The 25,953-nt window shown below is 63.8% G+C and carries 27 protein-coding genes; 12 read left to right on the top strand and 15 right to left on the bottom strand.

Features of this window, described 5'->3' with window-relative positions; translation table 11 throughout:
* The first annotated feature begins 2 nt into the window (after positions 1 to 2).
* Positions 3 to 1,340 (top strand): HNH endonuclease signature motif containing protein, encoded by a 1,338-nt coding sequence (locus BKG76_RS11835; RefSeq protein WP_070937806.1) that lies wholly within the window; start codon positions 3 to 5, stop codon positions 1,338 to 1,340.
* Positions 1,341 to 1,351: 11 nt separating this feature from the next.
* Here the strand turns inward: BKG76_RS11835 and BKG76_RS11830 are convergent, their stop codons facing one another.
* Complete coding sequence (locus BKG76_RS11830) at positions 1,352 to 1,987, bottom strand: HD domain-containing protein (RefSeq protein ID WP_070937805.1); 636 nt, start codon at positions 1,985 to 1,987, stop codon at positions 1,352 to 1,354.
* A 149-nt stretch (positions 1,988 to 2,136) separates the two neighbouring features.
* Between BKG76_RS11830 and BKG76_RS11825 the strand changes: the two genes are divergently transcribed.
* A complete protein-coding gene (locus BKG76_RS11825) occupies positions 2,137 to 3,096 on the top strand; it encodes a GlxA family transcriptional regulator (RefSeq protein ID WP_070937804.1) in 960 nt (319 codons plus the stop codon).
* On the opposite strand, the gene BKG76_RS11820 is transcribed toward BKG76_RS11825, so the two are convergent.
* The 3 genes from BKG76_RS11820 to BKG76_RS11810 all read right to left on the bottom strand — a co-directional run bounded on the left by BKG76_RS11820 (position 3,093) and on the right by BKG76_RS11810 (position 6,093).
* Complete coding sequence (locus BKG76_RS11820; protein ID WP_070937803.1) at positions 3,093 to 3,716, bottom strand: MBL fold metallo-hydrolase; 624 nt, start codon at positions 3,714 to 3,716, stop codon at positions 3,093 to 3,095. The genes BKG76_RS11825 and BKG76_RS11820 overlap by 4 nt on opposite strands.
* A gap of 21 nt (positions 3,717 to 3,737) precedes the next feature.
* On the bottom strand, positions 3,738 to 4,793 hold the full coding sequence (locus tag BKG76_RS11815; RefSeq protein ID WP_070937802.1) for an NAD-dependent epimerase/dehydratase family protein: 1,056 nt from the start codon (positions 4,791 to 4,793) through the stop codon (positions 3,738 to 3,740).
* Positions 4,794 to 4,854: 61 nt separating this feature from the next.
* Complete coding sequence (locus BKG76_RS11810) at positions 4,855 to 6,093, bottom strand: FAD-dependent oxidoreductase (protein ID WP_070937801.1); 1,239 nt, start codon at positions 6,091 to 6,093, stop codon at positions 4,855 to 4,857.
* A gap of 91 nt (positions 6,094 to 6,184) precedes the next feature.
* On the opposite strand from BKG76_RS11810, the gene BKG76_RS11805 reads away from it, so the two are divergent.
* Both BKG76_RS11805 and BKG76_RS11800 read left to right on the top strand, forming a co-directional pair.
* Positions 6,185 to 7,018 carry a TetR/AcrR family transcriptional regulator gene (locus tag BKG76_RS11805; protein ID WP_070937800.1) on the top strand — a complete coding sequence of 278 codons (834 nt, stop codon included), beginning with the start codon at positions 6,185 to 6,187 and terminating at the stop codon, positions 7,016 to 7,018.
* Positions 7,015 to 7,860: a patatin-like phospholipase family protein gene (locus tag BKG76_RS11800; RefSeq protein WP_070937799.1), complete on the top strand. Its 846-nt coding sequence runs from the start codon at positions 7,015 to 7,017 to the stop codon at positions 7,858 to 7,860. The genes BKG76_RS11805 and BKG76_RS11800 overlap by 4 nt, the downstream gene beginning before the upstream one ends.
* A 5-nt stretch (positions 7,861 to 7,865) precedes the next feature.
* Here BKG76_RS11800 and BKG76_RS11795 read toward each other — a convergent pair whose 3' ends face one another.
* Positions 7,866 to 8,795, bottom strand: a complete 930-nt coding sequence (locus BKG76_RS11795; protein WP_070937798.1) for an SDR family NAD(P)-dependent oxidoreductase — start codon at positions 8,793 to 8,795, stop codon at positions 7,866 to 7,868.
* A gap of 102 nt (positions 8,796 to 8,897) precedes the next feature.
* On the opposite strand from BKG76_RS11795, the gene BKG76_RS11790 reads away from it, so the two are divergent.
* Complete coding sequence (locus tag BKG76_RS11790) at positions 8,898 to 9,743, top strand: helix-turn-helix transcriptional regulator (protein WP_070937797.1); 846 nt, start codon at positions 8,898 to 8,900, stop codon at positions 9,741 to 9,743.
* Positions 9,744 to 9,749: 6 nt separating this feature from the next.
* Here BKG76_RS11790 and BKG76_RS11785 read toward each other — a convergent pair whose 3' ends face one another.
* Positions 9,750 to 10,589: a helix-turn-helix transcriptional regulator gene (locus tag BKG76_RS11785; RefSeq protein ID WP_070937796.1), complete on the bottom strand. Its 840-nt coding sequence runs from the start codon at positions 10,587 to 10,589 to the stop codon at positions 9,750 to 9,752.
* A gap of 101 nt (positions 10,590 to 10,690) precedes the next feature.
* Here BKG76_RS11785 and BKG76_RS11780 point away from each other — a divergent pair, with 101 nt between their 5' ends.
* Together BKG76_RS11780 and BKG76_RS11775 are read left to right on the top strand one after the other, a co-directional pair.
* The gene (locus BKG76_RS11780; RefSeq protein WP_070937795.1) at positions 10,691 to 11,677 is read left to right on the top strand and encodes an aldo/keto reductase; all 987 of its coding nucleotides are present in this window, start codon (positions 10,691 to 10,693) and stop codon (positions 11,675 to 11,677) included.
* A 35-nt stretch (positions 11,678 to 11,712) separates the two neighbouring features.
* Positions 11,713 to 12,387 (top strand): nitroreductase family protein, encoded by a 675-nt coding sequence (locus BKG76_RS11775; RefSeq protein WP_070937794.1) that lies wholly within the window; start codon positions 11,713 to 11,715, stop codon positions 12,385 to 12,387.
* Here BKG76_RS11775 and BKG76_RS24425 read toward each other — a convergent pair.
* Genes BKG76_RS24425 through BKG76_RS11755 form a run of 5 tightly spaced genes read right to left on the bottom strand, consistent with a single transcriptional unit; the run spans position 12,338 to position 15,067 of the window.
* Complete coding sequence (locus tag BKG76_RS24425) at positions 12,338 to 12,643, bottom strand: Ada metal-binding domain-containing protein (protein WP_083338021.1); 306 nt, start codon at positions 12,641 to 12,643, stop codon at positions 12,338 to 12,340. The genes BKG76_RS11775 and BKG76_RS24425 overlap by 50 nt on opposite strands.
* A complete protein-coding gene (locus BKG76_RS11770; RefSeq protein WP_083338020.1) occupies positions 12,640 to 13,368 on the bottom strand; it encodes a 2OG-Fe(II) oxygenase in 729 nt (242 codons plus the stop codon). Before BKG76_RS11770 ends, BKG76_RS24425 begins: the two co-directional genes overlap by 4 nt.
* On the bottom strand, positions 13,365 to 13,973 hold the full coding sequence (locus tag BKG76_RS11765) for a methylated-DNA--[protein]-cysteine S-methyltransferase (protein WP_070937793.1): 609 nt from the start codon (positions 13,971 to 13,973) through the stop codon (positions 13,365 to 13,367). Before BKG76_RS11765 ends, BKG76_RS11770 begins: the two co-directional genes overlap by 4 nt.
* Positions 13,970 to 14,452, bottom strand: coding sequence for an RNA polymerase sigma factor (locus tag BKG76_RS11760; protein ID WP_070939159.1), 483 nt, complete (start codon positions 14,450 to 14,452; stop codon positions 13,970 to 13,972). The genes BKG76_RS11765 and BKG76_RS11760 overlap by 4 nt, the downstream gene beginning before the upstream one ends.
* A 24-nt stretch (positions 14,453 to 14,476) precedes the next feature.
* Positions 14,477 to 15,067, bottom strand: a complete 591-nt coding sequence (locus tag BKG76_RS11755; RefSeq protein ID WP_070937792.1) for a methylated-DNA--[protein]-cysteine S-methyltransferase — start codon at positions 15,065 to 15,067, stop codon at positions 14,477 to 14,479.
* A gap of 150 nt (positions 15,068 to 15,217) precedes the next feature.
* Between BKG76_RS11755 and BKG76_RS11750 the strand changes: the two genes are divergently transcribed.
* Both BKG76_RS11750 and BKG76_RS11745 read left to right on the top strand, forming a co-directional pair.
* Positions 15,218 to 15,943: a hypothetical protein gene (locus BKG76_RS11750; RefSeq protein WP_070939158.1), complete on the top strand. Its 726-nt coding sequence runs from the start codon at positions 15,218 to 15,220 to the stop codon at positions 15,941 to 15,943.
* 3 nt (positions 15,944 to 15,946) lie between these two features.
* The gene (locus BKG76_RS11745; protein ID WP_070937791.1) at positions 15,947 to 17,893 is read left to right on the top strand and encodes a YhgE/Pip domain-containing protein; all 1,947 of its coding nucleotides are present in this window, start codon (positions 15,947 to 15,949) and stop codon (positions 17,891 to 17,893) included.
* Here the strand turns inward: BKG76_RS11745 and BKG76_RS25445 are convergent.
* From BKG76_RS25445 to BKG76_RS11730, 3 genes are read right to left on the bottom strand one after another with little or no spacing between them, the layout of a single operon-like run.
* A complete protein-coding gene (locus tag BKG76_RS25445; protein WP_078333566.1) occupies positions 17,883 to 18,287 on the bottom strand; it encodes a WhiB family transcriptional regulator in 405 nt (134 codons plus the stop codon). The two genes, BKG76_RS11745 and BKG76_RS25445, sit on opposite strands and share 11 nt — an antisense overlap.
* Positions 18,288 to 18,332: 45 nt before the next feature.
* Positions 18,333 to 19,499, bottom strand: a complete 1,167-nt coding sequence (locus tag BKG76_RS11735) for a DUF7802 domain-containing protein (RefSeq protein WP_070937790.1) — start codon at positions 19,497 to 19,499, stop codon at positions 18,333 to 18,335.
* Between the two features lie 2 nt (positions 19,500 to 19,501).
* Complete coding sequence (locus tag BKG76_RS11730) at positions 19,502 to 20,437, bottom strand: metal-dependent hydrolase (RefSeq protein ID WP_070937789.1); 936 nt, start codon at positions 20,435 to 20,437, stop codon at positions 19,502 to 19,504.
* A 123-nt stretch (positions 20,438 to 20,560) separates the two neighbouring features.
* Here BKG76_RS11730 and BKG76_RS11725 point away from each other — a divergent pair, with 123 nt between their 5' ends.
* From BKG76_RS11725 to BKG76_RS11715, 3 genes are all read left to right on the top strand, one after another.
* Positions 20,561 to 21,169, top strand: a complete 609-nt coding sequence (locus BKG76_RS11725; RefSeq protein ID WP_070937788.1) for a TetR/AcrR family transcriptional regulator — start codon at positions 20,561 to 20,563, stop codon at positions 21,167 to 21,169.
* A 72-nt stretch (positions 21,170 to 21,241) separates the two neighbouring features.
* Positions 21,242 to 21,937, top strand: a complete 696-nt coding sequence (locus BKG76_RS11720; protein WP_070937787.1) for a cupin domain-containing protein — start codon at positions 21,242 to 21,244, stop codon at positions 21,935 to 21,937.
* A 48-nt stretch (positions 21,938 to 21,985) separates the two neighbouring features.
* Positions 21,986 to 23,257: a PepSY-associated TM helix domain-containing protein gene (locus BKG76_RS11715; protein WP_070939156.1), complete on the top strand. Its 1,272-nt coding sequence runs from the start codon at positions 21,986 to 21,988 to the stop codon at positions 23,255 to 23,257.
* Here BKG76_RS11715 and BKG76_RS11710 read toward each other — a convergent pair.
* Entirely contained in the window at positions 23,163 to 25,946 is a 2,784-nt protein-coding gene (locus BKG76_RS11710; RefSeq protein ID WP_070939155.1) for an MMPL/RND family transporter, read from the bottom strand. The two genes, BKG76_RS11715 and BKG76_RS11710, sit on opposite strands and share 95 nt — an antisense overlap.
* Positions 25,947 to 25,953 lie beyond the last annotated feature (7 nt).

The raw sequence follows: 25,953 nt of genomic DNA, 5'->3' as shown, positions 1-25,953 counted from the left end.
GTATGTTCGATTCATTGCCCGACGGAGACCTGATCGATGTGATCACGTCTGCGCAGCGCACCGAGGCGCAGGCGTGTGCCCGGAAGCTGTCGGCGATCGGGGTACTGGTGGACCGGCACGCCGACCTCGATAGGCCCGATGAGCGCGACCGTCACCCCCTGGATCGCTGGGACAGGGTCGCCGCTGAAATTGCTGCGGCTCAGGGCATCACGCAGGCGTTGGCCTCCAGTCAGATGCGCCACGCCCAGGTTCTGCGGCATCGACTCAGGGCGGTCGCCGAACGCTTCGCCACCGGCGATCTTGACTTTCGAACCGTCGCGCTGATCGTCAATCGCACCGAACTCCTCGACGACGACACCGTGGTAACCCAGGTGGATGCCGCCATCGTGCAGGCACTGCCCCGCTGGACACGCTGGTCACAGCGACGCATTACCGCCGCACTCGATGCACTGGTGCTTCGTTTCGATCAGGACGCGCTGCGGCGCAACAGGTCCGCCAATGAGGGCCGCCATATCGAGATCCGTCCACTCGGCAACGGAGAACCGGTCGCCGAAATCTGGGGCACACTGCAGGCCACCCATGCTGTGGCGCTGGACAAGCGCCTCGATCTGTTGGCGGCCAGCGTGTGCCCGGCAGATCCGCGCACCAAGGCCCAGCGCCGCGCCGATGCGGTCGGCGCCCTGACCCGCGGTCTGGATCGGATGCGCTGCACCTGTGGGCATCCCAATTGCTCCGGCCGTGATGTGGCAGACGTCTCGATGGTCGTCAACGTGGTCCTCAACCAATCCACGCTCGACGGCCGTGACGATCTCCCGGCCTATGTGCCGGGCTTCGGGGTGCTCGCCGCCGAGCAGGCCCGCACCGCGACCACCGGCGCCCGCACTCGGACATTGAGCGACTCCCGCAGCACCGGATACCGACCATCCCCCGGGCTTGCCGCATTTGTGCGCTCCCGTGATCAGCTGTGCCGATTCCCCGGCTGCGAAGCCATCGCGGGCCGTGCTGATATCGATCACACCGTGCCCTGGGCCACGGCTGGTCCCACCACGGGCATCAATCTGAAAGCATTGTGCCGCAAGCACCATCTCCTGAAGACCTTCGGCGGTTGGACCGAGATCCAGGAGTCCGACGGCACCGTGGTCTGGAAGGCACCCACCGGGCACGCTTATGCGACCACTCCCGCCAGCCTGTTCCTCTTCCCCGCACTCACACGACCACGCACGCGCAAGCAGGAACGCGACCAGCGCCGCCACTCAGAACGAAACCTCAACCGCCAAGAGCGATTACAACGAGAAGCGGCCGTAACCGCGCTGGCCGCGAAGGATCCCCCACCGTTCTAATGTGGGTTGTTCTATTCCGGCCAGCTGTTGGCGCGGATGATCTCCACGAAATCGTCTCGGACAAACGTGGGGTCATAATGCGCCAATACATCAGCGTTGACGTTGCCGAAGGTGCTGCGCGGCCGATGCCGGTTACCCTCGAAGAAGGCGTGCAGAATCCTGTTCTTGAAATCGGGCCACGGATGTACGGCGACGACCGCATCTATATCCCTGCTGGTCAGCGCATCTCGCTCGATGCCGACCACATCGGTTTCGACACCGGCGGTCACCAGTGCCACCTCCGGGCTGAGGAACTCGGGAATCCCCGGCGTGGTGTGCAGTGCGATGGCCAGCCAGACGTTCTGCGCATCCTCGGCGCTTACCCCACGCTCGATCAGGAAGTCCCGCGCGGCGTTTGCACCGTCCACCTCGAACCGCAGTTGCGAGCTCCGGTAGCCCTCGGTGAGTCCGATGTCGTGGAACATCGCACCGGCGTACAACAGCTCCAGGTCCGGTTTCACGCCGCGGCGCTGGCCCTGCAACGCACCGAACAAGTACACCCGGCGGGAGTGGTGGAACAGCAGGTCATCCTCGGTGTCGCGGATGTACTCGGTGATCTCGCGGACGAGCGGGGTATCGGGGATCTCGACTCCGGCAATCTCGGTCATGGCATGTCCTTCATCTGGTGCAACTCATGGGTGGAACTCTGTTGCCTACGAGTCTCTGGCCCCGAAGGCCACTGGTGAGAGGTGCTCGACAGCCGTCGATCCCACAGATCCGGACATGTGCACGACCGCGCATCTGCGATCCTGAGGACATGTCCGATGAGCGGCTCGTCACCATCGTCGTGTTCGACGGCATGAAGCTGCTGGACCTAGCCGGGCCGGCCGAGGTCTTCGCCGAGGCCAACCGATTCGGCGCCAACTACCGTTTGGTGGTCGCCTCGGTCGACGGCCGTGATGTGGCCACGTCCATCGGCTCGCCCTTCTCGGTGGCCGAGACGGTCGATTCCATCGAGTCCACCGACACGGTGCTGGTCGCGGGCGGCGATGTGCTGATCGGCCGTCCACTCGACCCCGCACTGGTGGATGTCCTGGCCCGGATACACCCCCGCTGTCGCCGCATCGCATCGATCTGTACCGGCGCCTTCCTGCTCGCGCAGGCGGGCGTGCTCGACCATCGTCGGGCCACCACACATTGGCGGCATACTGGCCTACTGCAACGTGCGTTCCCGAACATCAGCGTTGAACCGGACGCGATATTTGTCAGGGACGCAAACGTTTTCACCTCGGCCGGAGTATCCGCAGGCATCGATTTGGCATTGGCTCTGGTCGAGGACGACTACGGATCCGACGTGGTGCGGGAGGTCGCGCGGTCTCTCGTCGTCTACCTCAAACGCGCGGGCGGGCAATCCCAGTTCTCGGTGCTCGTGGAGTCGGCACCGCCCGCGGGTTCCGTACTACGTCCGGCGACCGATGCGATAGCCGCAGACCCCGGTGCCGATCACAGTGTTGCCAAGCTCGCCTCCCGGGCGGCACTGAGCGCCCGCCAGCTCACGCGGCTCTTCCACACCGAATTGGGCACTACCCCAGCACGATACGTGGAGCTTGTCCGCATCGACGCGGCACGTGGCGCGTTGGATGCGGGCAGCACGGTCAGCGAGGCGGCGCGGATCGCGGGCTTCGGCAGCGCCGAGACGCTGCGGCGGGTGTTCGTCAGCGAGCTGGGAGTCTCGCCGAAGGCCTACCGCGACAGGTTCCGCACGGCCGCACGCTAGTGACCGCGCGCCACCCAATCGTCGTAGTGCACGATCTCGTCGCCGATGGTGGTGGTGTCACCGTGGCCGGTGTAGACCACCGTGTCTTCGGGCAGTGGGCCGAGCCGCCCGGAAATGGATTGCAGGATTGTCGGGAAATCGGAGAACGACCTACCGGTGGCGCCCGGCCCGCCCTGGAACAGGGTGTCCCCGGAGAACACCGAGCGCAGTTCGGGCGCGTACCAACACACCGAACCCGGCGAGTGCCCCGGCGTATGCAGGGCATGCAGCTCCAGACCACCCACCGACAGCACCATGTCGTCCTCGACGCTACGGAACTCCTTGTCCGGATGGGTCATTCGCCACAGCATCTCGTCCGCGGGATGCAGCAGCACCGGCGCATCCAGGGCTTGACTCAGTTCCGGTGCGACGGTGATGTGGTCGTTATGGCCGTGGGTGCACACCACCGCGACCACATTGCGTCCGGCGACAGCCTCGACGATCGGCTCGGCGGAATGGGCGGCGTCGAAAACCACCACATCGTCGCCCTCTCCGACGATCCAGATGTTGTTATCGACTTCCCAACTGCCGCCGTCGAGTTCGAAGGTTCCGCGGGTCACCACCCGCTCAATGCCACTCATCCATCGACCTTTCGCATCGTCTCAGTATTGCGGATCGCCCCAACACCGTTGGACCGCACGCCACGGATCCGCGAACCGCCCGCCGTGCCCACGATACGGCGACCGGGTCTTCAATACGGCACGCACAATGGGAGCCGCCAATCGCAAGGGCACGCGTCTCCACCCCACCGTGGCGCTGGTCTCGGCGTGCATCGCGCCCAATGAATGCCTCTGGAAAGCAAGGACTTCCTGCGAACGTTCGGTATCCATCCAGTCGGTGACAAACCACGCGCCGTCATCGTCGGGATCACCCCGACGCCCGGGCGGAACCCCGCCGACAAGCCCCATTGCCGCAGCCGTTTCGGATGCGACCGCTGACTGCGTCGTGCGATGCGAGTCGTCGCCGCCGATGAGAAACACCTCGCTGACGTGGCTTGTCGTGATCGCGGCACAGAAGGCGCTGGCGACGTCGCGCACATCGACGGTCTGGATACGACCGTCTGACGGAAGTACCGCCTCGAACCGCAGCAGATGAGGATCGATGCTCCAGCGTGGCGCTGCCGTCAACACCCCGCCAAGTCGCAGCACCACCCATTCGAGTGTCGAGGACCTCACGAGTTCTTCGGCTGCCACCTTATTGGCACCGTAGAGGTCACTTGGATTGACGGGCGTGTCCGCAGTCAGCAATCCCTTGTCGCGACGGGGATTACGGGCGCCATACACGGCAACGCTGGAGGCAAGGATGAATCGTGGAGGCGACGTCAACTGAGAAGCGGCGGACACCAAGTGCCCGGTCGCATCGACGTTGACCTTTTGTGCCAGCGATCGATTCATGTAGCAGAACGGCGGGATCAGGGCGGCCAGGTGAATGATCGCCCGGGGCACGGTAGATCTAAGTAACGACGCGGCTTCCGCGGCGGACGTGAGATCCGCCCAGCGCACCTCAACACCACCGGGCAGACGTTCCGCGCTGCGTAGGTTCGCCGATGTGCGCAGGTCGGTGGCGACCACCGCGTAACCCTGGGCGGCAAGTGCCGCCACGACCTGCGACCCAACCAATCCGAACGCGCCGGTCACCAGGATTTGATCGCCGGCCACTTCAACCTCCAGATAGACAGGTGGCCACTATCGCTCAAACCCGGACACCTGTCCAGAATGGCTATGCCCTAACCACCGCGGCCCGGCGGGCGAAGGCCGGCGCGCGTTCCGGCCGCACACCGATGCCGATGAAGTAGGCGGGGATCACGGTGAGCCACCCGAAGCGCTCGATGATCGGCAGCAGCCAACCGGGACCACTGAGCTTTCCGCCCGTGAACACCGGGTCTACCAGGTATCGGTGCGCCAAGATCTGCGCGACCTGGGTAACCACGGCGGGGAACATGCGCCGACGCTGTACTGCGGCCAGGTCCTCACGGGTAACGCGCTTTTCGCTCAACGGTGTCGCGAGGATGCGTGCGGCCGCGACCGCGTCCTGCACCGCGAGATTGATTCCGACACCACCCAGGCCCGACATCGCATGGGCCGCATCTCCGATGCAGAGCAGCCCGTCGGTGTACCAGCGGGACAACCGATTGATCCGAACATCCAGGAGTTTGACCTCGTCCATGGATTCGATCTCGTCGACGACGCCGGACAGTTCGGGCACCACGTCGGCGAGGTCCTCGCGGAATGCCTCCACCCCCCGTGCCCGCAGGCGTGCGTCATCTCCCTTGCGAATGAATTGGGGTATCTGCAAGTAACCCTGCCGCGGGATGATCCCCAAGAGTTTTCCGTCCTTGAAGCGCGGAACCAGCTCCTCACCGATTCCCGGTACCCGCGGCGCGCGGAACCACCAAATGTCGGTGCCCACGGGGAATTCGCGGGGAACGAGTCCGGCTTCCTGGCGGCACAGCGACCAGCGTCCGTCGCAGACGAGCGTCAGATCGGCATGCAGCTCGCCGATTCCCGCCGGGCTCTCGTACCGCACGCCACTGACCCGGCCGGACTCATCCCACAGCAGTCCGGTCACCTCATGGTTCATCCGGAGGTCGAAATCCGGTTCCTCGCCGCCGACCTCGGCCAGCATGTCCAGCAGATCCCACTGCGGCACCATCGCGATGTACGGGTGCGGCGTGCGCAGCCGGGTGAGATCGGCCATCACCATCTGCTGGCCGTCCGGCTTGGTCACCTTCATCCGCTGAAGCTTCGTGTGTGGCAACTTGTCGAATCGTTCGAAAAGACCTAGCTCATCGAGTAACCGCAGCGTGGACGGGTGCACCGTGTCACCTCGGAAGTCCCGCAGAAAGTCGCCGTGCTTCTCCAGCACCACGACCTCTACCCCTGCCCGGGCGAGGAGCAGACCCGCGAAGATCCCCGCCGGACCACCACCTACCACGACACATGTCGTCTTCTCGCTCATTTTCTCGCCCCTTTCAAATATTCACTAGGTGTTGAAATTCAAATACAGGTTACATTTAACCGAGTTCCATGTCTAGCAGTATCATCGGAATGTGACCGCGGCAAAGGCAGGCATCCCCGTCTCCGAGGACCTGGTGAATGCGGCGCTACAGGCAGCGCACACACTGGGCAAGGACGTCGCGGACGTCCCGCTGGTCGAGGTCGCCCGCGCCGCGGGAGTGTCCCGGAGTACGTTGTTGCGCCGTCTCGGCGGCACGCGGCACGCCCTGGACGCCGCGGTTCGCGACTCAGGCGTCGACCCAGGCGGGCGGGCGCCCGTTCGTGAACGCGCCACTTTCGCCGCGGCCGAGCTGATCGACGAACGCGGTTTGGCAGCGGTGACATTGGAGGCCGTGGCCACCGCAGCGGACTGCTCGGTGCACAGCCTCTACGCGGCGTTCGGCGGCCGCGATGAACTGATGCGCGCCACCTTTGACCGATTCGGACCAATCGTCGACATAGAGGACACCGTGGCGGACCCATCCGTCGGCACGGAGGAGAAACTCCACCGCATTTACCAACGCCTCGCCGCGGCCTTCAGTCAAAAGCCCCGGGTGATGCCCGCCATGTACGCCGAGATCATCTCCCGCCCCTCCGACCCTTCGGTGCGGGCGCTCGTCGAACACAACGCGCCGCGCATGCTCGCCAGCGTCGGGCAGTGGCTGTCCGGGGAGATTGCCGCGGGGCGTATTCGGGACCTACCGGTGACCGTGCTGACACAGCAGCTGATCGCGCCCGTCGTCATGCACTTCGCCTTCCGGCCCGCGGCCGAGGGAGTGCTCGGACTGGAATTCCCGGACATACACGAGGTCTGCAAGATTTTCGCCGAGGCGTTCCTCCACGGCGTCCGTGTGACGGCGCCAGACGTGGCTAGTGTTGTTTCATGACAACGGCGTTCGTGCTCTCTGGTGGCGCCAGCCTGGGATCGATCCAGGTGGGTATGCTGCTCGCCATCGCGGAGACCGGGGTCGTTCCCGACCTCATCGTGGGAACGTCGGTGGGTGCGCTGAACGGGGGCTGGATCTCCTCACGGCCCGATGTCGACGGCATCAAAGGTCTCGCCGATCTGTGGCGATCCTTATCGCGCAAGGACGTGTTTCCCACCAATCTGTCGGTGGGATTTCTCGGTTTCATAGGCCAACGGCAGAGCCTGGTCTCGGACTCGGGCCTACGACGCCTCCTTAGGGAAAACTTGCTGTTCCGCAGGCTTGAAGATGCCCCGATTCCGCTGCATGTCGTCGCCACCGACGTGCTGACCGGAATCGACATCTTGCTCTCGCAGGGCGATGCCATCGACGCGATCACCGCCAGCGCGGCCGTTCCTGCGGTGTTGCCGCCGGTGCGGATTCAGGGACGCGACCTGATGGACGGTGGCGTGGTCAACAACACTCCGCTCTCGCATGCGGTAGCGCTGGGTGCCACGGAGATCTGGGTGCTGCCCACCGGCTATGCCTGCGCGCTGACCGAAACACCAAGAGGCGCAGTGGCTATGGCGCTACATGCGATGACCCTTGCCATCAACCAGCGGCTGGTGGCCGACGTGAAACGCTTCGAGAGCAGTGTCGATTTGCGGGTGGTTCCGGCATTGTGCCCCGTCCGCACATCGCCAGCGGACTTCTCCCATGCGGACGAGCTCATCGGGCGCGCACGCGAACAGACCCGCCGATGGCTGACCATGCCGCGATTCAAGATCAATCAGGCAGATCTGCTGGAACATCACCACGAGTGAGCGTCCTAGTCGGCGGCCCCGAGAAGTTCGGCAGTGGCTTCCCACAGCCTGGCCTCACGCGCGCGATCCACCGCAACCGGCTCGAGCTCCCGTTCCCGGTCCTTGACGACGAACGCGCCATCGCGCAGGTGTGCCCACCGGTCGTCAAGCACAATCGAAGCAAGCATCGGACCGGACTTGACCGGGGTGGATACACCCGGGATGCGTTGCACGGCACGCATTATCCGTTGCACTCCCGCGGGCATCTCACGCGTGATGCCGGTGCCCGGCATGAACCCCGGCTCGAACACCGAGACCTGGACGCCGGCAGGCGCGTGGCGCTGCAACTCGTGGGCGTAGTAGAGGATGGCCAGCTTGGAATCCGAATAGGCCACTCCCCCTTGGGTGCCCACACCGGGTTGGGCCAGCTCGACAGGATCACGCCAGTGCGCCGGCGGCACCCCCAGAATCTTACGAAAGATGTTCTGGTGGTAAGTGTTCGAGCCCAGTAGTACGACGCGTGCCGGAGCCGTGAACGAGCCGGACAGGTCGCCGATGAGCTGCGCATGTGCCAGATGGTTCACCGCGAAGGTCAGTTCGTATCCGTCCGCGGAGGCCCTGCGGGTGTCGATGACGGAGACTCCCGCATTGGCCACCAGTGCCCGCAGCGGACGCACCGCACCCGTTGCCAACAAGTCCCTGACCTGCTGCGCGGCCCCGCGTACGTCGGCCAGCCGGGCAAGATCGCACCCGACCGCGTACACCGTCGCGCCCGTTGCCCGCGCTGCGTCTGCCACCTCGTCCAGCGCCACTCCGAGCCGTCCGATCAGGACCAGATCGGGCCGCTCGTCCGCGGGCCGGCTAGCCATCGCCAGCGTGGCGACCCGGCCCAGTCCTCCGGTCGGTCCGGTAATCAGTACCGTTCCCGACGCGATTGCATGTGATGTCGTTGTCATGACACCCAGTGTTGGGCTTCTTCGGGAGACCAGGCAGTCGTCCGGTTTTCGTAGGACTGCCAGTACCAGGACAACATCATCGGACACGCGCATAGTTGTGGGGTGGAGTCATGGGATTTCGGCCGGACGGTGCGGCACTGGCGTGACCGGGTCGCCCCCGAGGCCGCTGGGCTCCCCGCTGGAACCCGTCGCCGGGCCAGTGGGCTGCGTCGCGAAGAATTGGCGGGGCTGGCCGGGATCTCGGTCGACTACCTGACCCGCCTGGAGCAGGGGCGGGCCACCTCCCCGTCGGCGCAGGTCGTCGAGGCGCTGGCTCGGGCACTGCGCGTCTCCGATAGCGAGCGCGATCTGCTGTTCCGCCTCGCCGGGCACGCGACACCCGGCCGCGAGGTGGTCTCGAGGCGCATCACCGCCAGCGTGCAACGCCTGCTCGACCGCCTGTCGCACACACCGGTCGCGGTGTTCGACGCGACGTGGACACTCGTGGTGGCCAATGCGCCGTACGACGCACTCATGGGACCGACCACAACGTGGCAGGGAATTGAGCGAAACAGTGTTTGGCGCAACGTGGTTGGGCCGGGAACTCGGGTAATACACACTCCCCGGGAACATGCGGACTTCCAGGCGCAAATCGTCGCGGACCTACGCCTGACCGCTACTCGCTACCCGGCCGATCACCACCTGAAGCAATTGATCCACGAATTATCCACGCAGAGCCCGTATTTCGTTGAGCTCTGGGAATCCGGCGACCTCACCATTCAGCACGAGCCAGGACGACGTAAGACCATTGATCATCCCGACGTCGGGCACATCACCTTGGATTGCGATGTGCTGATCGTCGCCTCGGACGATCTGCGCATCATGATGTACACCGCGGAACCGGGAACCGAAGACGCCGAACGGCTCGCGCTGGCGATAGTGCTCGGCACCCAAAGCCTCGTCGAGTAGGAGTGCCTACCCCTGACTGAGTGTCTGCTCGCCCACCACGCCAAGCAGTCGCAGGCTCTCCAGCGCAGACGATCCGACCGGCGGAGTCAGCACCACAAGCTGTTGACCATCGGTGGTCGCGAGCACCTCACAGTCCAACGCGATGGCGCCCACCCGCGTCAGAAAGGTCTTGCGTTGCATTCGGCGGGTGGCCACTTCGTGACGCTCCCACAGCCGTGCGAACTCGGGGCTGCGTTGCAAGAGCCCGCCGACCAGTTCACGCATATCGGCATCGGAGCGCCGACGTCCCCAGGCGGCACGTAAGTCGGCCACCATCGTGCGCGCATGCTCTTCGTGATCCTCTTCGGGCGCCGCCTCACGCGCTCGGGGATCGGTGAACCACTGCCACAGCAGACTGGACTGCAGCCCGATTTCATCCGCAACAAGGTCGCCGGACAACAGTTTCGAAAGCTCGTTCTGGGCCAGCATGATTCCCGTGTCGGAGCAGACGAAGGCGGCCGCGTCGCGCAGCTGATCGAGCACGAATAGGAGCGCCGGGCGCACATGCGTAGCGCGCAGAGGACGATCGGGAGCGGTGTGTCCGGCAAGGCGATAGAGATGGTCAGCCTCGTCATCGGTCAGACGTAGCGTGCGTGCCAGGGCACGCAGCATCTGCTCGGATGGCTGGGTACTGCGAGCCTGTTCCAGCCTGCCGTAGTAGTCCACCGACATCCCCGTGAGCTGCGCAACTTCTTCACGCCGCAGGCCCGCGGTGCGCCGACGGGACCCCGCGGGCAGCCCAACATCGGCTGGTTGCACTGTCTCGCGGCGGCGGCGCAGAAAGTCCGCCAGCGACTCTCGATCCATCGCACCATTGTTGCCGCCACGCGCACACCCAGCCAGGGACTGGCAGTCCCAGGTTCGACGCGCCGTGGTTATGCCGCCCGATCCGGCCAAGACTGATCGGCATGAAGACCACGACAATCGGCTCACTGACCACCTCGGCCCTCGGCCTCGGCTGCATGGCGATGTCGGGCGCGTACGGCGCCTCGGATCGCGGCGAAGCCATCGCCACCGTGCATTCCGCGCTCGACGCGGGAATCACGCTGCTGGACACCGCCGACTTCTACGGCATGGGGCACAACGAATTGCTTCTCGCCGAGGCATTGCGGCACATACCGCGGGAGCGCTACCAGCTCAGCGTGAAGTTCGGTGGCCAGCTTGGCCCCGACACGTCCTGGGTGGGGTTCGACGCTCGCCCTTGTGCGGTGAAGGCGGCAGCCGCCTACTCACTACAGCGCCTTGGCACCGATCACATCGACATCTACCGTCCGGCCCGGTTGGATCCGGCGGTTCCGATCGAAGACACCGTCGGCGCGATCGGCGAACTCGTCGACGCGGGATATGTGCGACGAATCGGACTGTCGGAGGTCGGATCGGAGACCATTCGCCGTGCCGCGGCCGTCCGACCGATCAACGACCTGCAGATCGAATACTCGTTGGTGTCCCGCGGCATCGAGAACGACATACTGGAGACCTGCCGCGAGTTGCGGATCGGCGTGACCGCCTACGGTGTATTGGCCCGGGGGCTGATCGGTGGTCATTGGACGAAATCCAGTGGCGGACCGGGAGATTTCCGGACCGCAAGCCCGAGGTTCGCCGATGACAATCTGAACCGCAACTTGGCCCTGGTCGAGACATTGCGCGGCGTGGCGCAGGAACTCGATGTCACGGTGGCCCAGGCGGCGATCGCTTGGGTGGCGGCCCGCGGCACCGATATCGTGCCGCTGGTGGGAGCACGCACCCGCACGCGACTGGCCGAGGCGGTGGTCGCGGCAGACCTAGCGCTGACCGCCGATCAACTGAGCCGGATCGAGGCCGCTGTACCCGCGGAACAGGTGGCCGGCGATCGCTACTCCGCCGCCCAGATGGCGGCCCTGGACTCCGAACGATGAACATCAGGTCCGCTGCGCCTGACTAGAGTGACAACATGGAGCTCTACGACGTCATGCGCAGCACGTTCGCGGCGCGCGAATTCACCGGGGAACCGCTGCCCGACAACGTGTTAGACCGGATCCTGGATAACGCCCGATTCGCACCCAGCGGCGGTAACCGGCAAGCCGGCCACATCATCGTGGTCACGGCCCCGGAGACGCGCGAGGGTCTCATCGAGGCGACCACACCCGGCGCACGCCGCTACTTCGCACAGATCGTGGCCGGCGAGTCACCCTGGAATCCGGTGAGCCCCACCACGGCCACCGCGGAAACCATCGCCGCGACGACCGTTCCTGAGTCGGTATTCACACCACTGCGTACTGCCTCTGTTGTTCTCGTCGTGTGCGTAGACCTGCGATTGATCGCCGCGACAGATCAGGATCTGGACCGCGTTGGAGTCATCGGCGGAGCCTCGATCTATCCGCTGGTGTGGAACATCCTGTTGGCCGCGCGAGCGGAAGGGTACGGCGGCACCCTCACCACTATGGCCGTGGCACAGGAGCCGAAAGTCCGCGACCTGCTGGAGATTCCCGATACGCATGCGGTGGCCGCGGTATTGCCCATCGGCAAGCCGGTCAAACAGCTGACGAAGCTACGGCGCAATGGTGTCGAGGAGTTCGTCACCCGTGAACGGTTCGACGGGGACCCGTATCTCTCCGGGAACCTCTGACCTTCCAGGTGCGGTAAGCCTGGGGAAGGCATACCGCACAGGGCCGGAATCCCGCAGCGATCGCGGTTGGCTCGTCGGCGAAGAAGACTCGGTTGCGCGCGTAGCCACCGGCGGCAAGGGCGCGTAAAGCCGTGGGGCAGTCGAGCCGACCGTACAGCTTGTTGCGGCGATGTCCACCGAAGGTGCCCGGTGCCGAACTGGTGTACGGCCGTCCGTCGACGCCGATCAGACTGTAGCGCTTAGCTGACGCCGTCATGCCGCATCATGGAAGACCAGACCGAGCGTGTACCGGGTACCGCTGCGGATCATCGAAACCCCATGGCGCACCGGTGCCGCCGACCAGCCGCGCACCGATCGCACCGGGCGATCCCGGGTGGTGAAGACAAGCCCATGTCCGTACGGGATCGTCAGGGCTGTGCCGCGTGACTGAGCGCGCGGCCGCTGCTCGTAGAGCAGGAACTCCCCGCCGGTGTGATCGACACCCGAGTCGCTCAGGTTGATAACCACTTGAAGCGGAAAAACCAATTCCCCGTATAGATCTCGGTGCAGGGCGTTCCAGTCCCCCGCCCCGTACTTGAGCAGGATCACTGTCGATTTGGTCTGTCCGGCGGCATGACACATGCGCAACCACTGGTCCAGGTCGTCGGGCCACGGGGTCGGTCGGCCGAGCCGGGTCCACCAATCTCGGGCGATGGGAAGCAGCCTGGGGTACAGCGCCCGCTTCAGTGCAACGACCGCCTCGGGATAGGGCTGGGCGAAATACCGGTACTCGCCCTCTCCGAAGCGGTGCCGGCTCATGTTGACCGTCGAGCGGAACCGGGCCGCATCGGAATACAGTCCCGCGATCGCGCCTGCTTCCTCCGGTGTCAGCAGCTGCCCAGTCACCGCGCAGCCGATGGCATCCAACTCACTTCCGACGCTGCACCAGTCGGTGCCGTCGACCCTTTCCTGCCAGGGGTCCACTGCCTGGGTTGCGCTCACGCCGCGGCCTCCAGATCCAGCAGCAGTCGCTTGGCCTCCACCCCGCCCAGGTAGCCGCCCATCGCGCCATCGCTGCGCACCACCCGATGACACGGCACCACAACCGGTAGCGGATTGGTGGCGCAGGCAGTGCCCACCGCGCGAACAGCTTTCGGGCTACCCGCGAGCTTGGCGACCGCGGCATAACTCGCGGTACGCCCATAGCCGATCTCGTGCAGATGGTGCAGCACGGTGCTACGGAACCCGGCCGACAGGCGCCAGTCCAAGGGGATGTCGAAGTCCTGTCGGGTACCGGCGAAGTATTCGTCGAGTTCGCGGGCCGCGAGGTCGAGGCGGCGGGGTGCGTGCAGGATGCGGGGGCTGACCTTGTCGGCTAGCTGCTGCAGGACGGCATCGTGATCCTCGCGGGCATATGCCACCCGGATCAAGCCCTGCGTGGTGGCCGCCACCAACAGGGGGCCGACCGGTGCGTCGAGTACCCGGTAGGCAACATCGAGGATGCCCTCACGCTCGGCCGCGACAGCCAACCGGGCCCGCAGCCCGGACAGCTTGTCGGCATCGTCAGCGACCCGTACCAGGTCGTGAATGAATTCTGTGTCGTTCATCGTGATCTCCCATGCTGGGCGTACGTGCGTCTGAGCGCCGCGATGCCATCAGCCGCGGCGCGACGCGAGGCATCCACGCTGCCGCCGAGAATCGCAGCGACATCGGCGTAGGGCAGGCCGGCAAGATAGTGGTAGGTAACCGCGTGTTTCTGTTTGTCCGGCAAACGATCTAGGGCTTCCACCAGATCATCGTCACGTTCGGCCGCAGGGGCCGCCTGCGTCTCGGGCACGGTATCGGTCGGGATCGCTCGCCGTGCCCGCGCTCGCGTGATGTCGATTGCTTTGCGGTGCGCGATCGTCACCAACCAGGCCTCGACGTTCGCGTCGACCGGAAGGTCCGGGTAGGCCTTCATCGCAGCCAAGAAGGTGTCCGACCACGCGTCGTCGGCATCGATCGGTCCGACCACCGCTCGGCACACGCGCAAGACCGCGGGACCGTGGTCACTGACCACCGTCTCGAAGGGTTGTTTGGCTTTCAGCACGGCACTCACTGGGCACTCACACTATGCAGACGCTCGCCCGCGTGGTTTCGTGAGATCGCAATGCTGCGGATCTTGCGGTGGCAGCCCCGATAGCAACGTGCACTGAAATGGCGCACCGCTGGCACGGCTCGCATAGTCGCGTTCAAGGTCCAACAGATACTGCTTCCGCGCGATGCCACCGGCGTAGCCGGTGAGCTTTCCGTTACGGCCGATCACACGATGACATGGCACCACGATCGACAACGGGTTGCGGCCTACCGCCGCGCCGACCTGCTGGGCCGTCACATCATGTCCGATCTCGGCTGCCAGCTCGCCGTAGGCGATGGTTTGCCCGTACGGAATCCGGTCGAGCAGAGACCACACCTTTATCTGGAGCGCGTCACCGTGCGGTACTACGGCCAGATCGAACTCTTGGCGGCCACCGTTCAGATACTCGGTCAGCTGACGAGCGACATCGTCGAATCCCTCGCCGCGATGCGGGCCAAACGTCGCAGGATCCGGCCGGTGCCAGTGGTGTGGGAAATAGATTCCGCGGAGGCCCTCGACATCGCGGACCAGCGTGAGCGTGCCCAGTGTGGTCTCCGTCGTGGAATGCCATATCGATGTCGTCATACCGGGAAGACGCTGCGGTACGCGAGAACGTGAGGTCGGCGCGAACATCCCAGATCGCCCCGAGATCGCCCCGAGATCACGCTGATTACCCCGGGCAGAGTGATGTTTGATCGAATGGACGTCTCAGTCCGCGATCTGAAACGAGCAACCGTGAACGCACAGGACGAACCGGACACCACGCCGGACGAAACGGATATCGCCGTACCCGAGGCGCCCAGCGAAACAGCTCCGGCGCTGATCACCGCGACCGAACTCGGTGTGGACGGCGAGCACGGTCCACTCTTCTCAGGCATCAACCTGGAACTGACCTCCGGCTTTCACGCCATCCAAATGCCGGGCGGTCCGGGGCAGCATTGCTTACTACTCACGCTGGCAGGCCGGCTGAAGGCGAGCCACGGCGCCGTCACCGTGATGGGTGATACCGACCCGCGTGCGATCCGCCGGCACTGCGCCATCGCCGCGTTCGCCGATATCGACGAGCTCGAAGAGACGGTGACGGTCCAGACGGTGCTCGCCGAACAACGCAACTGGCTGGCACCGTGGTTCTCCCGTGTTTCCACCGATACCGGGCGCGACAAACTGGACGAGGTGTTCGGTGAGCTCCCACCGCCGAAGAACGAAACATTCATCGTCGAACTGTCCGACCTGGATCTGTTTCTGTTGCGCATCACACTGGCGTTGCTCTCGGATCGCCCCATTCTGGTGGTCGGTGACCTGGAGCAGGTCCGCGATAACGCGCGCCGAGCCCTGGCAGTCGAACGGCTCGGTGTGATCGCCGAGAACCGCACCGTCATCGTCGGAGTGACCAATCCCCTGGGTGCCGACGCACCCGTTCACGACTTGCACGACCACCGCATCCTCACTGGGAGGGACTAACCCATGCTCGCTGGGCTCGCATTTGGTTCAGAAATAAAGCGTTTCAGCCGCAGCCGGATGACCCGCGCCGCGATCGTGGTACTGATGCTGCTGCCGCTGGTGTACGGCGCGCTGTATCTGTGGGCGTACTGGGACCCGTTCGGCCATGTCAACAAGATGCCCGTGGCTCTGGTCAACGCCGACAAGGGCGCCACCGTCTCAGGCCAGCACGTCAACATCGGCGAAGAGATCTCCAAGAGTCTGACCGCCGACGGCAGCATGGACTGGCACGTGCTGAGTCTCGACGAGGCGCGTACCGGGGTCGACCATGGCAACTACTACTTCATGCTGGAACTGCCACCGGACTTCAGCGAGGCCATCGCCTCACCACTGACCGGAGAACCGAAGCAAGCCAACCTGGTTGCCGTTTACAACGACGCTAACAACTACATCTCGTCCAGTATCGGTCGCACCGCCATCGACCAGGTACTCAATGCCGTGTCAACACGCATCTCCGGCCAGGCCGTGAATCAAGTTCTGTCCGTGGTGGTTTCCTCGGGTGCGGGTATCCAGCAGGCCGCCGACGGTGCTCGGCAGCTCGCCGATGGCGCGACCAAGGTCGATGACGGTGCGGGTCAGCTCGCCGCCGGGCTACACACCGCCCGTCCCGGGTCGGCGCAATTGGCCACCGGAGCCAAACAACTTTCCGACGGCATCAACCAGGCCACCGACCCCCTGTTGACCGTGACCAAGGCAGTCTCGAACATCGGCGGTAGCACCGACAAACTGCAGCAGGGTACCGACGCGCTCCGGCAGGCCAACGATCAGATCGACGGTATCGCCAAGGCGCAGGACGGCGCCGCCAACGCGCTCACCGCGGTGATCGATCAGCTTGCCGGGCGCCAGGACCCGGCTGCCAATACGTTGCGCGGGATACAGGATCAGCTGCGCGAGCATCAGTTCACGCCTCAGGTCCGGCAGCAGCTGACCGATGCCGAAAACGCTTCCATCGCGATGACCGAGACGCTACGCGGGCCGGGCAGTCCATTGAAGTCCGCGCTCGATCAGGTCGGCGGCAAGGGACAGGAGCTCACCAACAAGCTCAATCAGATGCGCAACGGCGCTCAGCAGCTCGCCACCGGAAACGCACAGTTGGCCAGTGGTATCGCACAAATGGATGACGGTGCGCAACAACTGAAATCGGGAACCGCGCAGCTGCGCTCCGGTTCAGCGGAATTGGCGACCAAGCTCGCCGATGGCGCTAAGCAGGTGCCCAACTGGAACGCACAGCAGAAAGATGCCATCGCCGATACCATCGGCGGGCCGGTTCATCTGGAGACCTCACATGAGAACGCCGCGCCCAACTTCGGCACCGGCATGGCACCGTTCTTTGTCACACTCGCATTGTTCTTCGGCGCACTGGTCTTGTGGATGATATTGCGTCCCTTGCAGACCCGTGCCATTGCGGCGGAGGTACTCCCCATCCGGGTGGCGCTGTCCAGCTATCTGCCCGCCGCCACCATCGGGATCTTCCAGGCAGTCATCCTGTACTGCGTGGTGCGGTTTGCGCTCGGGATGCACGCCGCGCACCCGGTCGCGATGCTCGCCTTCATGGTGCTGGTGTCCTTCGCGTTCGTCGCCGCGACCCAGGCAATCAACGCACTGGTCGGACCGGCCGTTGGGCGCGTATTGCTGATGGCACTACTGATGCTGCAACTGGTCAGCGCCGGCGGCATGTATCCGGTAGAGACGACATCGAGACCATTCCAGGTGCTGCACAAATATGATCCGATGACGTACGGCGTCGACGGACTACGTCAGCTGATCCTGGGCGGCATCGATGGCAGGTTATGGCAGGCGGTGATCACGCTGCTGTTCATTCTCGTAGGCGGGTTGCTCATCACCAGCCTGTCCGCCCGGCGCAATCAGCTATGGAATCTGACGCGGCTGCTGCCGTCAATCAAGATGTGAGCTGATCCGCTGCGACGGACTTACGCTGTGACCGCGTCATAGCTATTCGGCGCTCGCGCGTTGTCATCGCACCCCAAACACCGTGCGGTTCATCAGTTCTTATCGCATAAGCCGCGCACGGCATTCGCACCGGGCACTCGTTGCAGATCTTTTTCGCCTGTATCTCGTACTGCTTCCGCACGGTGCCGCGCTGCGTTTCGGCGAAGTAGAAGATGTCCGTCGACATCCCGCGGCAGACCGCATTGACCTGCCACTCCAGCTCATCCAAGCGCGCTTCCGCGCCGCGAAATTTTGGGCGTGTCACGGCCTTACCCCAGACCACCAGCAAGCATTCGGGTGCGTCGATGCCATCCGCATTCACCGAGTGTCTAGCCGAAAGCAACCGGTACGCCATAGCCGGTTTGGACAATCTGGACCCGCCAGATTGACCAGGCTGGCTCTAGAATTCGCCGGTGCTGACCGCTATTGTGCGCACCTCCCGGCTCAGGTCATCTCGACGGATAGGCGCGATGACGGTCCAGGCGGCGGCTGTGCACGCCGCCGCGACGCCCAGACACATCACGGCGTACCACAGACTGCCGATGGGATCCCCCTTGGCGGTAACGCCATTCGTTGCTCCGAAGTAGCCGGGTAGTGCGGTGGCCCACAGCAGCGTCATCACCGCCAAATAGACCCCGGCGTAGATCAGGATGGCCGGATGCGTGGTATAGCCGTTCGTGCCGTCGCGGCGCACAGCGAGCCACTGTGTGATGAGCACGGGCACCGCCACCGCCACCAGCACGATCAGCTCCAGCGCGTACACGACGCCGACGACGGTAGTGCTGCCCGATACCGCACCGGCAATGGTCGCGGGCAGTGGCAGCACCGCGGTACCGATCGAAGCAAGCACACCGATAACCACTGTGCGCCAGACAATCTGACCGGGAGCGAAGGATCGTCCTTCGTCCACGTGGCGGCCCACAAACAGCTGCGCACACAATGCCAGGGACATCGGCCACAGTGCCGCGAAGACCACGACACTACCCATCGGCACCGAATCGAAGAACGGTTTGTTCATCGGATTGTCCAGAGTCCATTCCCACCAACGCAATTGCGGGCCTAGGTGGTCGAAGATCTCGTAGAACGCGTGATGCACCAAACCAACGCAGGCCGCTCCGGCCAACGCGCCATGGCGGCGAAAAACCCCGAGTGTCCTGACAATCTCAAAGGCCACGGTGGCCATCATCGGGTAGATCGCGATGATGTAGAGCGGTAGTCGGCCCCACAGAAAGTCCACCGTAAATACGTTGTGCGCGAACATCGTGTCCACGTGCTCACTGATGCCGAACGGCCCGGGGAAGTACAGCGGCGGCTCGATGATCAACAGATAGGCGATCGCTCCGAACCACACCACAATGTTCGTGGGATCGTTGTGGCGCCGTAGCCGGATGATCGCGTACACCAGCGCCAAGAGGGCTCCCGCGATCACCGTCAGCTCCAGGACCGGCAGCGTCCAGTTCTCGAGCGCGAATGGACTGCGCAACGCGGCGACCCCACCAGCGGTGTCACACGAAAATCCCAGCCGCGCCGCGAGATCGGCAAAGGTGGGCGCACACAGATCAGACATGCTCAAACGCCCACCCGTCCCGCTCGGTCGGCGGTGTACCACTGCGTGACTTCGTAACCGGCCTCGTACCGGGCGAACCATTCGTCGGCCAGCGCGGGCAGTTTCTCATGCGCTGGATTATGTCCCGGGATCTGACTGCGCACCGCTCCCGACATTGCCACCATCACCTCCCGTATCGGCAATTGACTGAACGCGTTCTCGATGGGCCCGTCGTAAGGCGCATCGATGAACGAGAGGCGTTGCAGCAGCGCCTTTTTACGCGCCTGCATACCGAACATCGACAACGCGTCGATCTTGCGATCCTCGAGGGGAACATGCTTGTTGAAGCCTTCGCAGGCGATGCGCAGCACCGCCCAGACATGCCTGAAGATCGACGGCGCCACCCGCATGCGATACCAGGGATCGGCGGCCACCGCGTCATAGATGATCAACGCCGAGCTGCGGTGCTCTACCTCTTCGACGAAGTGCCACAGGAACAACGACGCAACGCGATCGTCACCCGGCGCGAACAACGTGTCGTCATGATCGAGCATCAGCTTGAACACCGGCGTGAACGTCGCCTCCAGGTCGGCGGTGTAGGCCAACCGGTACTTCAACGGCTTGTTCGCGGTCAGATCGTCGAAGGCGGCAATCACCTCATCCAGGGTCTCCTTGAGCCCCGGATAACTCTTGATCAGACCCTTCGCATGCTGGCGATGGCCCATGGAGTGCTGGCCCTCTTGCCGAACAAATGCCTCCGCCTCGGCGGCGATCCCAGGATCGGTGATCAACGGCATGGCCTCGGGGATCATCTGGCCGATCATCTTCTCGAATGCAATCGCCAGGAAGGAAACCGCGTTGGCCATGCTCGAAAACGCCGGGTTGGACTCGTTCCAGAGGAACGGGACGTGGTGGTCGGCGAACGCAAACCGCAGCTTGCGCACGATGAGTTCGGTCATCGGAAGCACCTCGCTTAAACATACAATAAGACAAATAGTTGTTGATCCGTATGATTACTGGAATGAGTCGCCGATGTCAACGGCGATATGCTGCATAGATGCCGGCGGCCGGGGAGTTCAGCGATGGCGCGTAGGCGGGGGTGGGACGGCCAACCCCCCAGCAGTGACCAGGAAGCCTCCGAACGAATCGTCGCCGCGGCAGTGAAGCTAATCGGTGAAACCGGTAAGGCCGTGAGCCTTGCCGATGTGGCGGCCGAACTCGGTGTCATTCGGCAAACGGTCTATCGGTATTTCCCCACGGCCGACGCGCTGATGCATGCCGCATCCCTTGCGTCGGTCGACGGCTTCCTCGACCGGCTGGCGGAAGTGGTGCGCGGCATTACCAACCCCGCCGAGGCACTCACCGAAGGGGTGCTCTACACCCTGGAAGAGGTCACGCGCACACCGCATTTGGGCATCATGATGTCCGAGCCGTATGCACATTCACACACCAGCGACATGACGTCGGATGAGGCGCAGGCGTTCGGCCTACGCATGCTCGGCCGATTCGACGTCGACTGGGATCAGTACGGATACGACGACGATGCCAAGCGTGGGCTCGTGGAGTTCGCGCTCCGCGTCATGCTGTCGTTCTTTGTCTCCCCCAATGAGGCCACGCGCTCTCGAGATGAGCTGCGCCGCTTCCTCAGACGGTGGCTTGGCGGCGCGGTCCTTGCGCAGCCCTCGAATTAAACGCGATTTCCGTTTGAACTAATCGGTTCTATCGCCTTTCGTAATCAGTCCTGCCGGTCCTACCGTCGAGTTATGAAGCCAATCAATCGACGCACCGTGCTCGGCAGTGTCGGCGTCGCGGGGGTCGCGGCCGCTGCCGGTGCAGGCACTGACTGGGCGTTCTCGACCCCCCGCTCCCACGACAAGCCAGAGGACGTGACCGTGACCGATGATGCCGCCCGCTTCGGCGATCCCCGCATCCCCGCCGAACTGAACACCGCTCAGCCGCATCTGTTTCACCTCGGCGCGCTGACGCCACAGACCTTCGACGGAGGCGACCTGCGCCAGGCTCACGAGGGCAACTTCCCGATCCTCACCGGACAACAGGCGAGCATCGTCATGGTGACCCTGCAGCCGGGCGGGATCCGAGAACCGCACTGGCACCCCAGCGCGTGGGAGATCAACGTCATCACCAGTGGCGTGGCGAAGTGGACTCTGTTGGATCCGGAGGGGCATTCGGAGACCTTCGACGCCCACGTCGGTGATGTCGTCTTCGCGCCCCAGGGGTCGCTGCACTACTTCGAGAACAAGGGCACCGAAGACCTCAAGCTACTGATTGTGTTCAACGCCAGTACGGCGGAAGGCAAGGACGACATCGGAATTGGTGCCTCGATCACCAAGTTGCCACCCGACGTGCTGGCCGCGGTATTCGGCGTGCCGACCGAAACCTTCTCGAAGTTCAAGAAGATCAACGAGTCCGTCACCATCCTGCGCAGACCGCAGACGTAGGCCCCAATTGCCCGGCCGACGGCGCTAGCGTTACTCGGCGTGCGTCGGGTGTCGTTTAAAACCAGACGCGCTTTGGTGTTGAGCCATCGCTGGATCGGCCTTGTCTGTGGGCTCCTGGTGGTGGTCGTCAGTACCAGCGGCGCTCTCCTCGTTTACCAGCCGGAACTGGTCCGGGCATTACACCCCGAGATGTTCCACACCACACCGACCGACAACCCGGCCGGTTTCACTCGGGCCATCGCCGAAGTACGGTCGCACTATCCCGAACTACAGCTTGCCAGTGCGTCTCTCAAGGACGGGGTGTACCTACTGCGCGCATCCTCGGAAACGCATGACACGTTCTTCGTCGATGCCGGGACCGGCCTTCTCAACGGACGCCTCGATCTTGGCGCAGGCACACTGGGTTTCTTGGTCAACATGCACGACTGCGGTTTCACCTGCGAGGGCTACAGCGGATACCTGCCATTCCTCGCGCAGCCGTGTCCGCTGGCACAACTGGGTGCATTCGCCGGACTGTCGTGGGGTTCGGCGCTGCTGGCATTCGCAGCCGCCGTCCTACTCTTGTTGGTGATTCCCGCACCATTCATCTGGTGGAAAGCAATCCGTAAGCTCAGCAACGCTCTTCGCGTCCGGTGGTCCTCGGGCCGGTTCGCTCGCGATTTCGATCTGCACGCCGTCATCGGCATCGTCGCCACCGTACCGCTGCTGGTATGGGCAGTGACCGGGTTGCAATTCGAGGCACCCGGACTCACCAACCTCTGGTACTCATTGACTGGCGGACAACCTTCCGAACGGGCCTTTACCGGCGGTCAGGGCGATGAGGACGTGACCGTCGAGCGCGCGATGGCCGTGGCGGAGAGCCACTTTCCTGGATCCGAGGTGACCTGGATCGGCATGCCCGACGAGGACAATCCGTACTACACGGTCGACCTACTGGACCCGGAGAGTATTGATCTACGAGCGCACAGCCTCAACTATCACGGAAACCGATCCATCGGTGTGGACGCCCACGACGCCGGCCATGTGCAAGTCCTGCGCGGAAAGCCCACGAGCGCATCGAATGCCATCGCCGACGAATGGGCAGGCCCTGCCGCCCATTTCGGCCTTGCCGTCAATGGCTACTGGCGTGCGATGTGGTTCGTCCTCGGGATGGCTCCCCTGCTGCTTGCACTCACCGGCCTGAGCACCTGGCAATGGCGCCGCAGGGCCCGGCTACGGAAACGCGTCAGGAACGTACAGATTCCCGTGGCGGCCGGGCCAGTACCCGCGTCGGCCACCAGAACCACGTCCCCAGCAGCCGAACAAGTGAAGGCACGATAAACGAACGCACAATCAGTGTGTCGAGCAGCAGACCGATACAGACGGTGGTGCCCACCTGACCGATGGTGCGCAGATCACTGGACAGCATGGCCAGCATCGTGAACGCGAAGACCAAACCGGCCGATGTCACCACACCACCGGTACTTCCCAGTGCGCGAATGAGTCCGGTGTTCAGCCCGGCGTGCGTCTCCTCTTTGAGCCGGGCAATCAACAACAGGTTGTAGTCCGAACCCACCGCCACCAGGATGATGAACGTCAACGGCAGGATCAGCCAGTGCAGGGGTAACCCCACGAGATGCTGCCAGATGAGCACCGAAAGGCCGAACGCCCCCGCGAAGGAGAAGGCCACCGTTCCGATAATGACGAAGGGAGCCACCAGACTTCGCGTGATGACCATCATGATCAAGAAGATCAGGGTGAAGGCCGCAATAGCCGCGATGAGCAGATCCGAGGCGGCGTACTCCTTGATGTCCTTGTTGTTCGACCCGGCGCCACCGATGTAGACCTTGGACCCTGCCAACGAGGTTTCTTTGAGCGCCGTCGTGATGGCGTCGGGGAAATCGTTGACGTGCTCAATACCTTCCGGCCCCATGGCATTACCCATATGGGTGACGATGAACCGGGCCGCCTTGCCGTCCGGTGACATCATCAGTGTCATACCGGTTTTGATGTCTTCGTTGTCGAACGCTTCGTGCGGTATGTAGAAGAAGTCGTCGCTACGCGAGGCGTCGAAGTCATTACCGACGTTGATCAAGTCGTCGAAGGTCTGGTCCGTCGCCGTGGCTTGCAGATTCGTCTGGCCGTACGTGTTGACGATGAGCGCCTGCAAGGCATCCTGGTCATTGGCGGTGAGCTTCAGCAGCGCCACCATCTGTGGCAGCAGCCGGTCCACGACTTCCAGGGAACCCACTGCGTCCTTGATGTCGGCGGCCAGCTTGTCGATGCTGTCCAGCATGTCGAACAGGGACCTGAAGGACAAGCAGACCGGGATGTCGAAGCAGTGCGGTTCCCAGTAGAAGTAGTTGCGCAGTGGACGCATGAAATCGTCGAGGTTCGAGACCTTCTCATTCATGTCCTGGGTGACCTGCTGCATGTCCTCCATCGTCACGACGGTGTTGTGCATTTCGTCCGCGAGTTTTTGCGTCAGGTCGGTGGTCTGTCGCAGGACAGCGACGGAGTGCGCCATGATCTTGGCTTGCTGATCGGTATTGGCGTTCTGCGCCTTGGTAAACGGAAGTTGCTGACCGTTTCCGCTTCCCTGGGTCGTGAACAGGTACGGCAGGGACGCATGTTCGAGCGCACGCCCCATGGGCCGGGTGATGCTCTGCACCATCGCGACACCGGGAAGCCGTACCAGGCTCTTGGACACTCGGTCCAGGGAGATGAAGTCGGCTGAGTTGCGCATATCGTGGTCCGACTCGACCATGAGCATCTCGGTGAATAGCTTGCTCGGCGGGAAGTGTCTGTCCGCCGCCGCGAATCCTTCCTTGGCGGGAGCATCCGACGGCTGATAGGCGCGGTCGTCATAGCTCACTTGGTAGGTCGGCACGAAGACCGCACCCACCAACACGGCTGCGGAGCTCGCCACCAAAATCGGTTTGGGCCAACGCACTACGCTCGCCCCGATGCGCCGGTACAGATGCGCCCTGGCTCTCTGCTTGGGATCGAAGAGGCCGAACAGGCTGCCCAGGTGCAGCATCGCCGGCCCGAGAGTGAGCGCTGCCGCGATGGTCAACAACATGCCGATCGCGACCGCCGGGCCCATGGTGTGGAAGTAGTTGAGCCGCGCGAAGCTCAGGCACAGGCCGGCTCCCGCGATGGTCAGGCCCGAGCCGATGATGACGTGCGAGACGCCGCGATAGGCCGCGTAGAAGGCGTCCTCGCGATCCAGTCCCGAGTTCCGTGCCTCGTGATAACGCCCCAGTAGGAAGATTCCGTAGTCGGTTCCGGCACCGAGTGTCAGCGAGATGACGATGTTCACGGCGAACGAGGACAGCTCGATATATCCGAAGTGTCCGAGAGTGGCGACAACTCCCCGCGCCACCAGCATTTCGACCAGAACTCCGAACAACGGCACCAGCATGGTGGTGACCGAGCGATACACCATCAGCAGCATGAAGATGATGAGGAAGATCGTCACGATGGTGATGTTGTTCAGGCTGGAGTTCGCGACACTCAAGGTGTCCGAGGCGAGCGGCGCCGCGCCGCTGACATAAACCTTCAGTCCTGCTGGCGGCGTGTCCTTGTCGATCATGTCCTTGACCGCTTCGACGGACTTGTTCGCCTCCATCTGGCCGATATCACCGGCCAAGCGCAACAACACGAACGCGGACTTGCCGTCGAGACTCTGCGCCCCGGCCGCGGTGATCGGCTTGCCCCACGTATCCATGACGTACTGGATGTGTGCGGTGTCGTTCTTCAGCCTGCGCACCAGTCCGTCGTAGTACTGGTGGTCGGCCTCGCCGAGCGGCCGATCCGCTTCGAGCACCAGCATGGTCAGGCTGGTGCTCGTGGACTCGTGGAACTTCTCGCCGATCTGCAACATCGCGCGCTGCGACGGGGCGTAGTGCGGAATCATCGGCCCGGCGAGTTCGGCCGCAACGTCTTCCACGTGCGGCACAAAGGTATTCGTCGTCACGGCGACAATGGCCCAGAACACGATGATCGGCACCGCGAAGATGCGGACCATCCGGGGA

The sequence above is a fragment of the Mycobacteroides franklinii genome (genome assembly GCF_001853795.1).
GTDB lineage: Bacteria > Actinomycetota > Actinomycetes > Mycobacteriales > Mycobacteriaceae > Mycobacterium > Mycobacterium franklinii.
Note: the sequence above shows the minus strand (reverse complement) of the source record. Positions and strands in the feature narration are given on the sequence as shown.

Bases quoted from the DNA above. Each gene is read 5' to 3' on its own strand.
- BKG76_RS11830 (WP_070937805.1), bottom strand. From the start codon at position 1,987: ATGACCGAGATTGCCGGAGTCGAGATCCCCGATACCCCGCTCGTCCGC.
- BKG76_RS11795 (WP_070937798.1), bottom strand. From the start codon at position 8,795: ATGACAACGACATCACATGCAATCGCGTCGGGAACGGTACTGATTACC.
- BKG76_RS11780 (WP_070937795.1), top strand. From the start codon at position 10,691: ATGAAGACCACGACAATCGGCTCACTGACCACCTCGGCCCTCGGCCTC.
- BKG76_RS25445 (WP_078333566.1), bottom strand. From the start codon at position 18,287: ATGGCGTACCGGTTGCTTTCGGCTAGACACTCGGTGAATGCGGATGGC.
- BKG76_RS11725 (WP_070937788.1), top strand. From the start codon at position 20,561: ATGGCGCGTAGGCGGGGGTGGGACGGCCAACCCCCCAGCAGTGACCAG.
- BKG76_RS11710 (WP_070939155.1), bottom strand. From the start codon at position 25,946: ATGGTCCGCATCTTCGCGGTGCCGATCATCGTGTTCTGGGCCATTGTC.
- BKG76_RS11730 (WP_070937789.1), bottom strand. From the start codon at position 20,437: ATGACCGAACTCATCGTGCGCAAGCTGCGGTTTGCGTTCGCCGACCAC.
- BKG76_RS11785 (WP_070937796.1), bottom strand. From the start codon at position 10,589: ATGGATCGAGAGTCGCTGGCGGACTTTCTGCGCCGCCGCCGCGAGACA.
- BKG76_RS11835 (WP_070937806.1), top strand. From the start codon at position 3: ATGTTCGATTCATTGCCCGACGGAGACCTGATCGATGTGATCACGTCT.
- BKG76_RS11800 (WP_070937799.1), top strand. From the start codon at position 7,015: ATGACAACGGCGTTCGTGCTCTCTGGTGGCGCCAGCCTGGGATCGATC.
- BKG76_RS24425 (WP_083338021.1), bottom strand. From the start codon at position 12,643: ATGACGGCGTCAGCTAAGCGCTACAGTCTGATCGGCGTCGACGGACGG.
- BKG76_RS11820 (WP_070937803.1), bottom strand. From the start codon at position 3,716: ATGAGTGGCATTGAGCGGGTGGTGACCCGCGGAACCTTCGAACTCGAC.
- BKG76_RS11765 (WP_070937793.1), bottom strand. From the start codon at position 13,973: ATGAACGACACAGAATTCATTCACGACCTGGTACGGGTCGCTGACGAT.
- BKG76_RS11755 (WP_070937792.1), bottom strand. From the start codon at position 15,067: ATGACGACATCGATATGGCATTCCACGACGGAGACCACACTGGGCACG.
- BKG76_RS11745 (WP_070937791.1), top strand. From the start codon at position 15,947: ATGCTCGCTGGGCTCGCATTTGGTTCAGAAATAAAGCGTTTCAGCCGC.
- BKG76_RS11810 (WP_070937801.1), bottom strand. From the start codon at position 6,093: ATGAGCGAGAAGACGACATGTGTCGTGGTAGGTGGTGGTCCGGCGGGG.
- BKG76_RS11775 (WP_070937794.1), top strand. From the start codon at position 11,713: ATGGAGCTCTACGACGTCATGCGCAGCACGTTCGCGGCGCGCGAATTC.
- BKG76_RS11735 (WP_070937790.1), bottom strand. From the start codon at position 19,499: ATGTCTGATCTGTGTGCGCCCACCTTTGCCGATCTCGCGGCGCGGCTG.
- BKG76_RS11825 (WP_070937804.1), top strand. From the start codon at position 2,137: ATGTCCGATGAGCGGCTCGTCACCATCGTCGTGTTCGACGGCATGAAG.
- BKG76_RS11720 (WP_070937787.1), top strand. From the start codon at position 21,242: ATGAAGCCAATCAATCGACGCACCGTGCTCGGCAGTGTCGGCGTCGCG.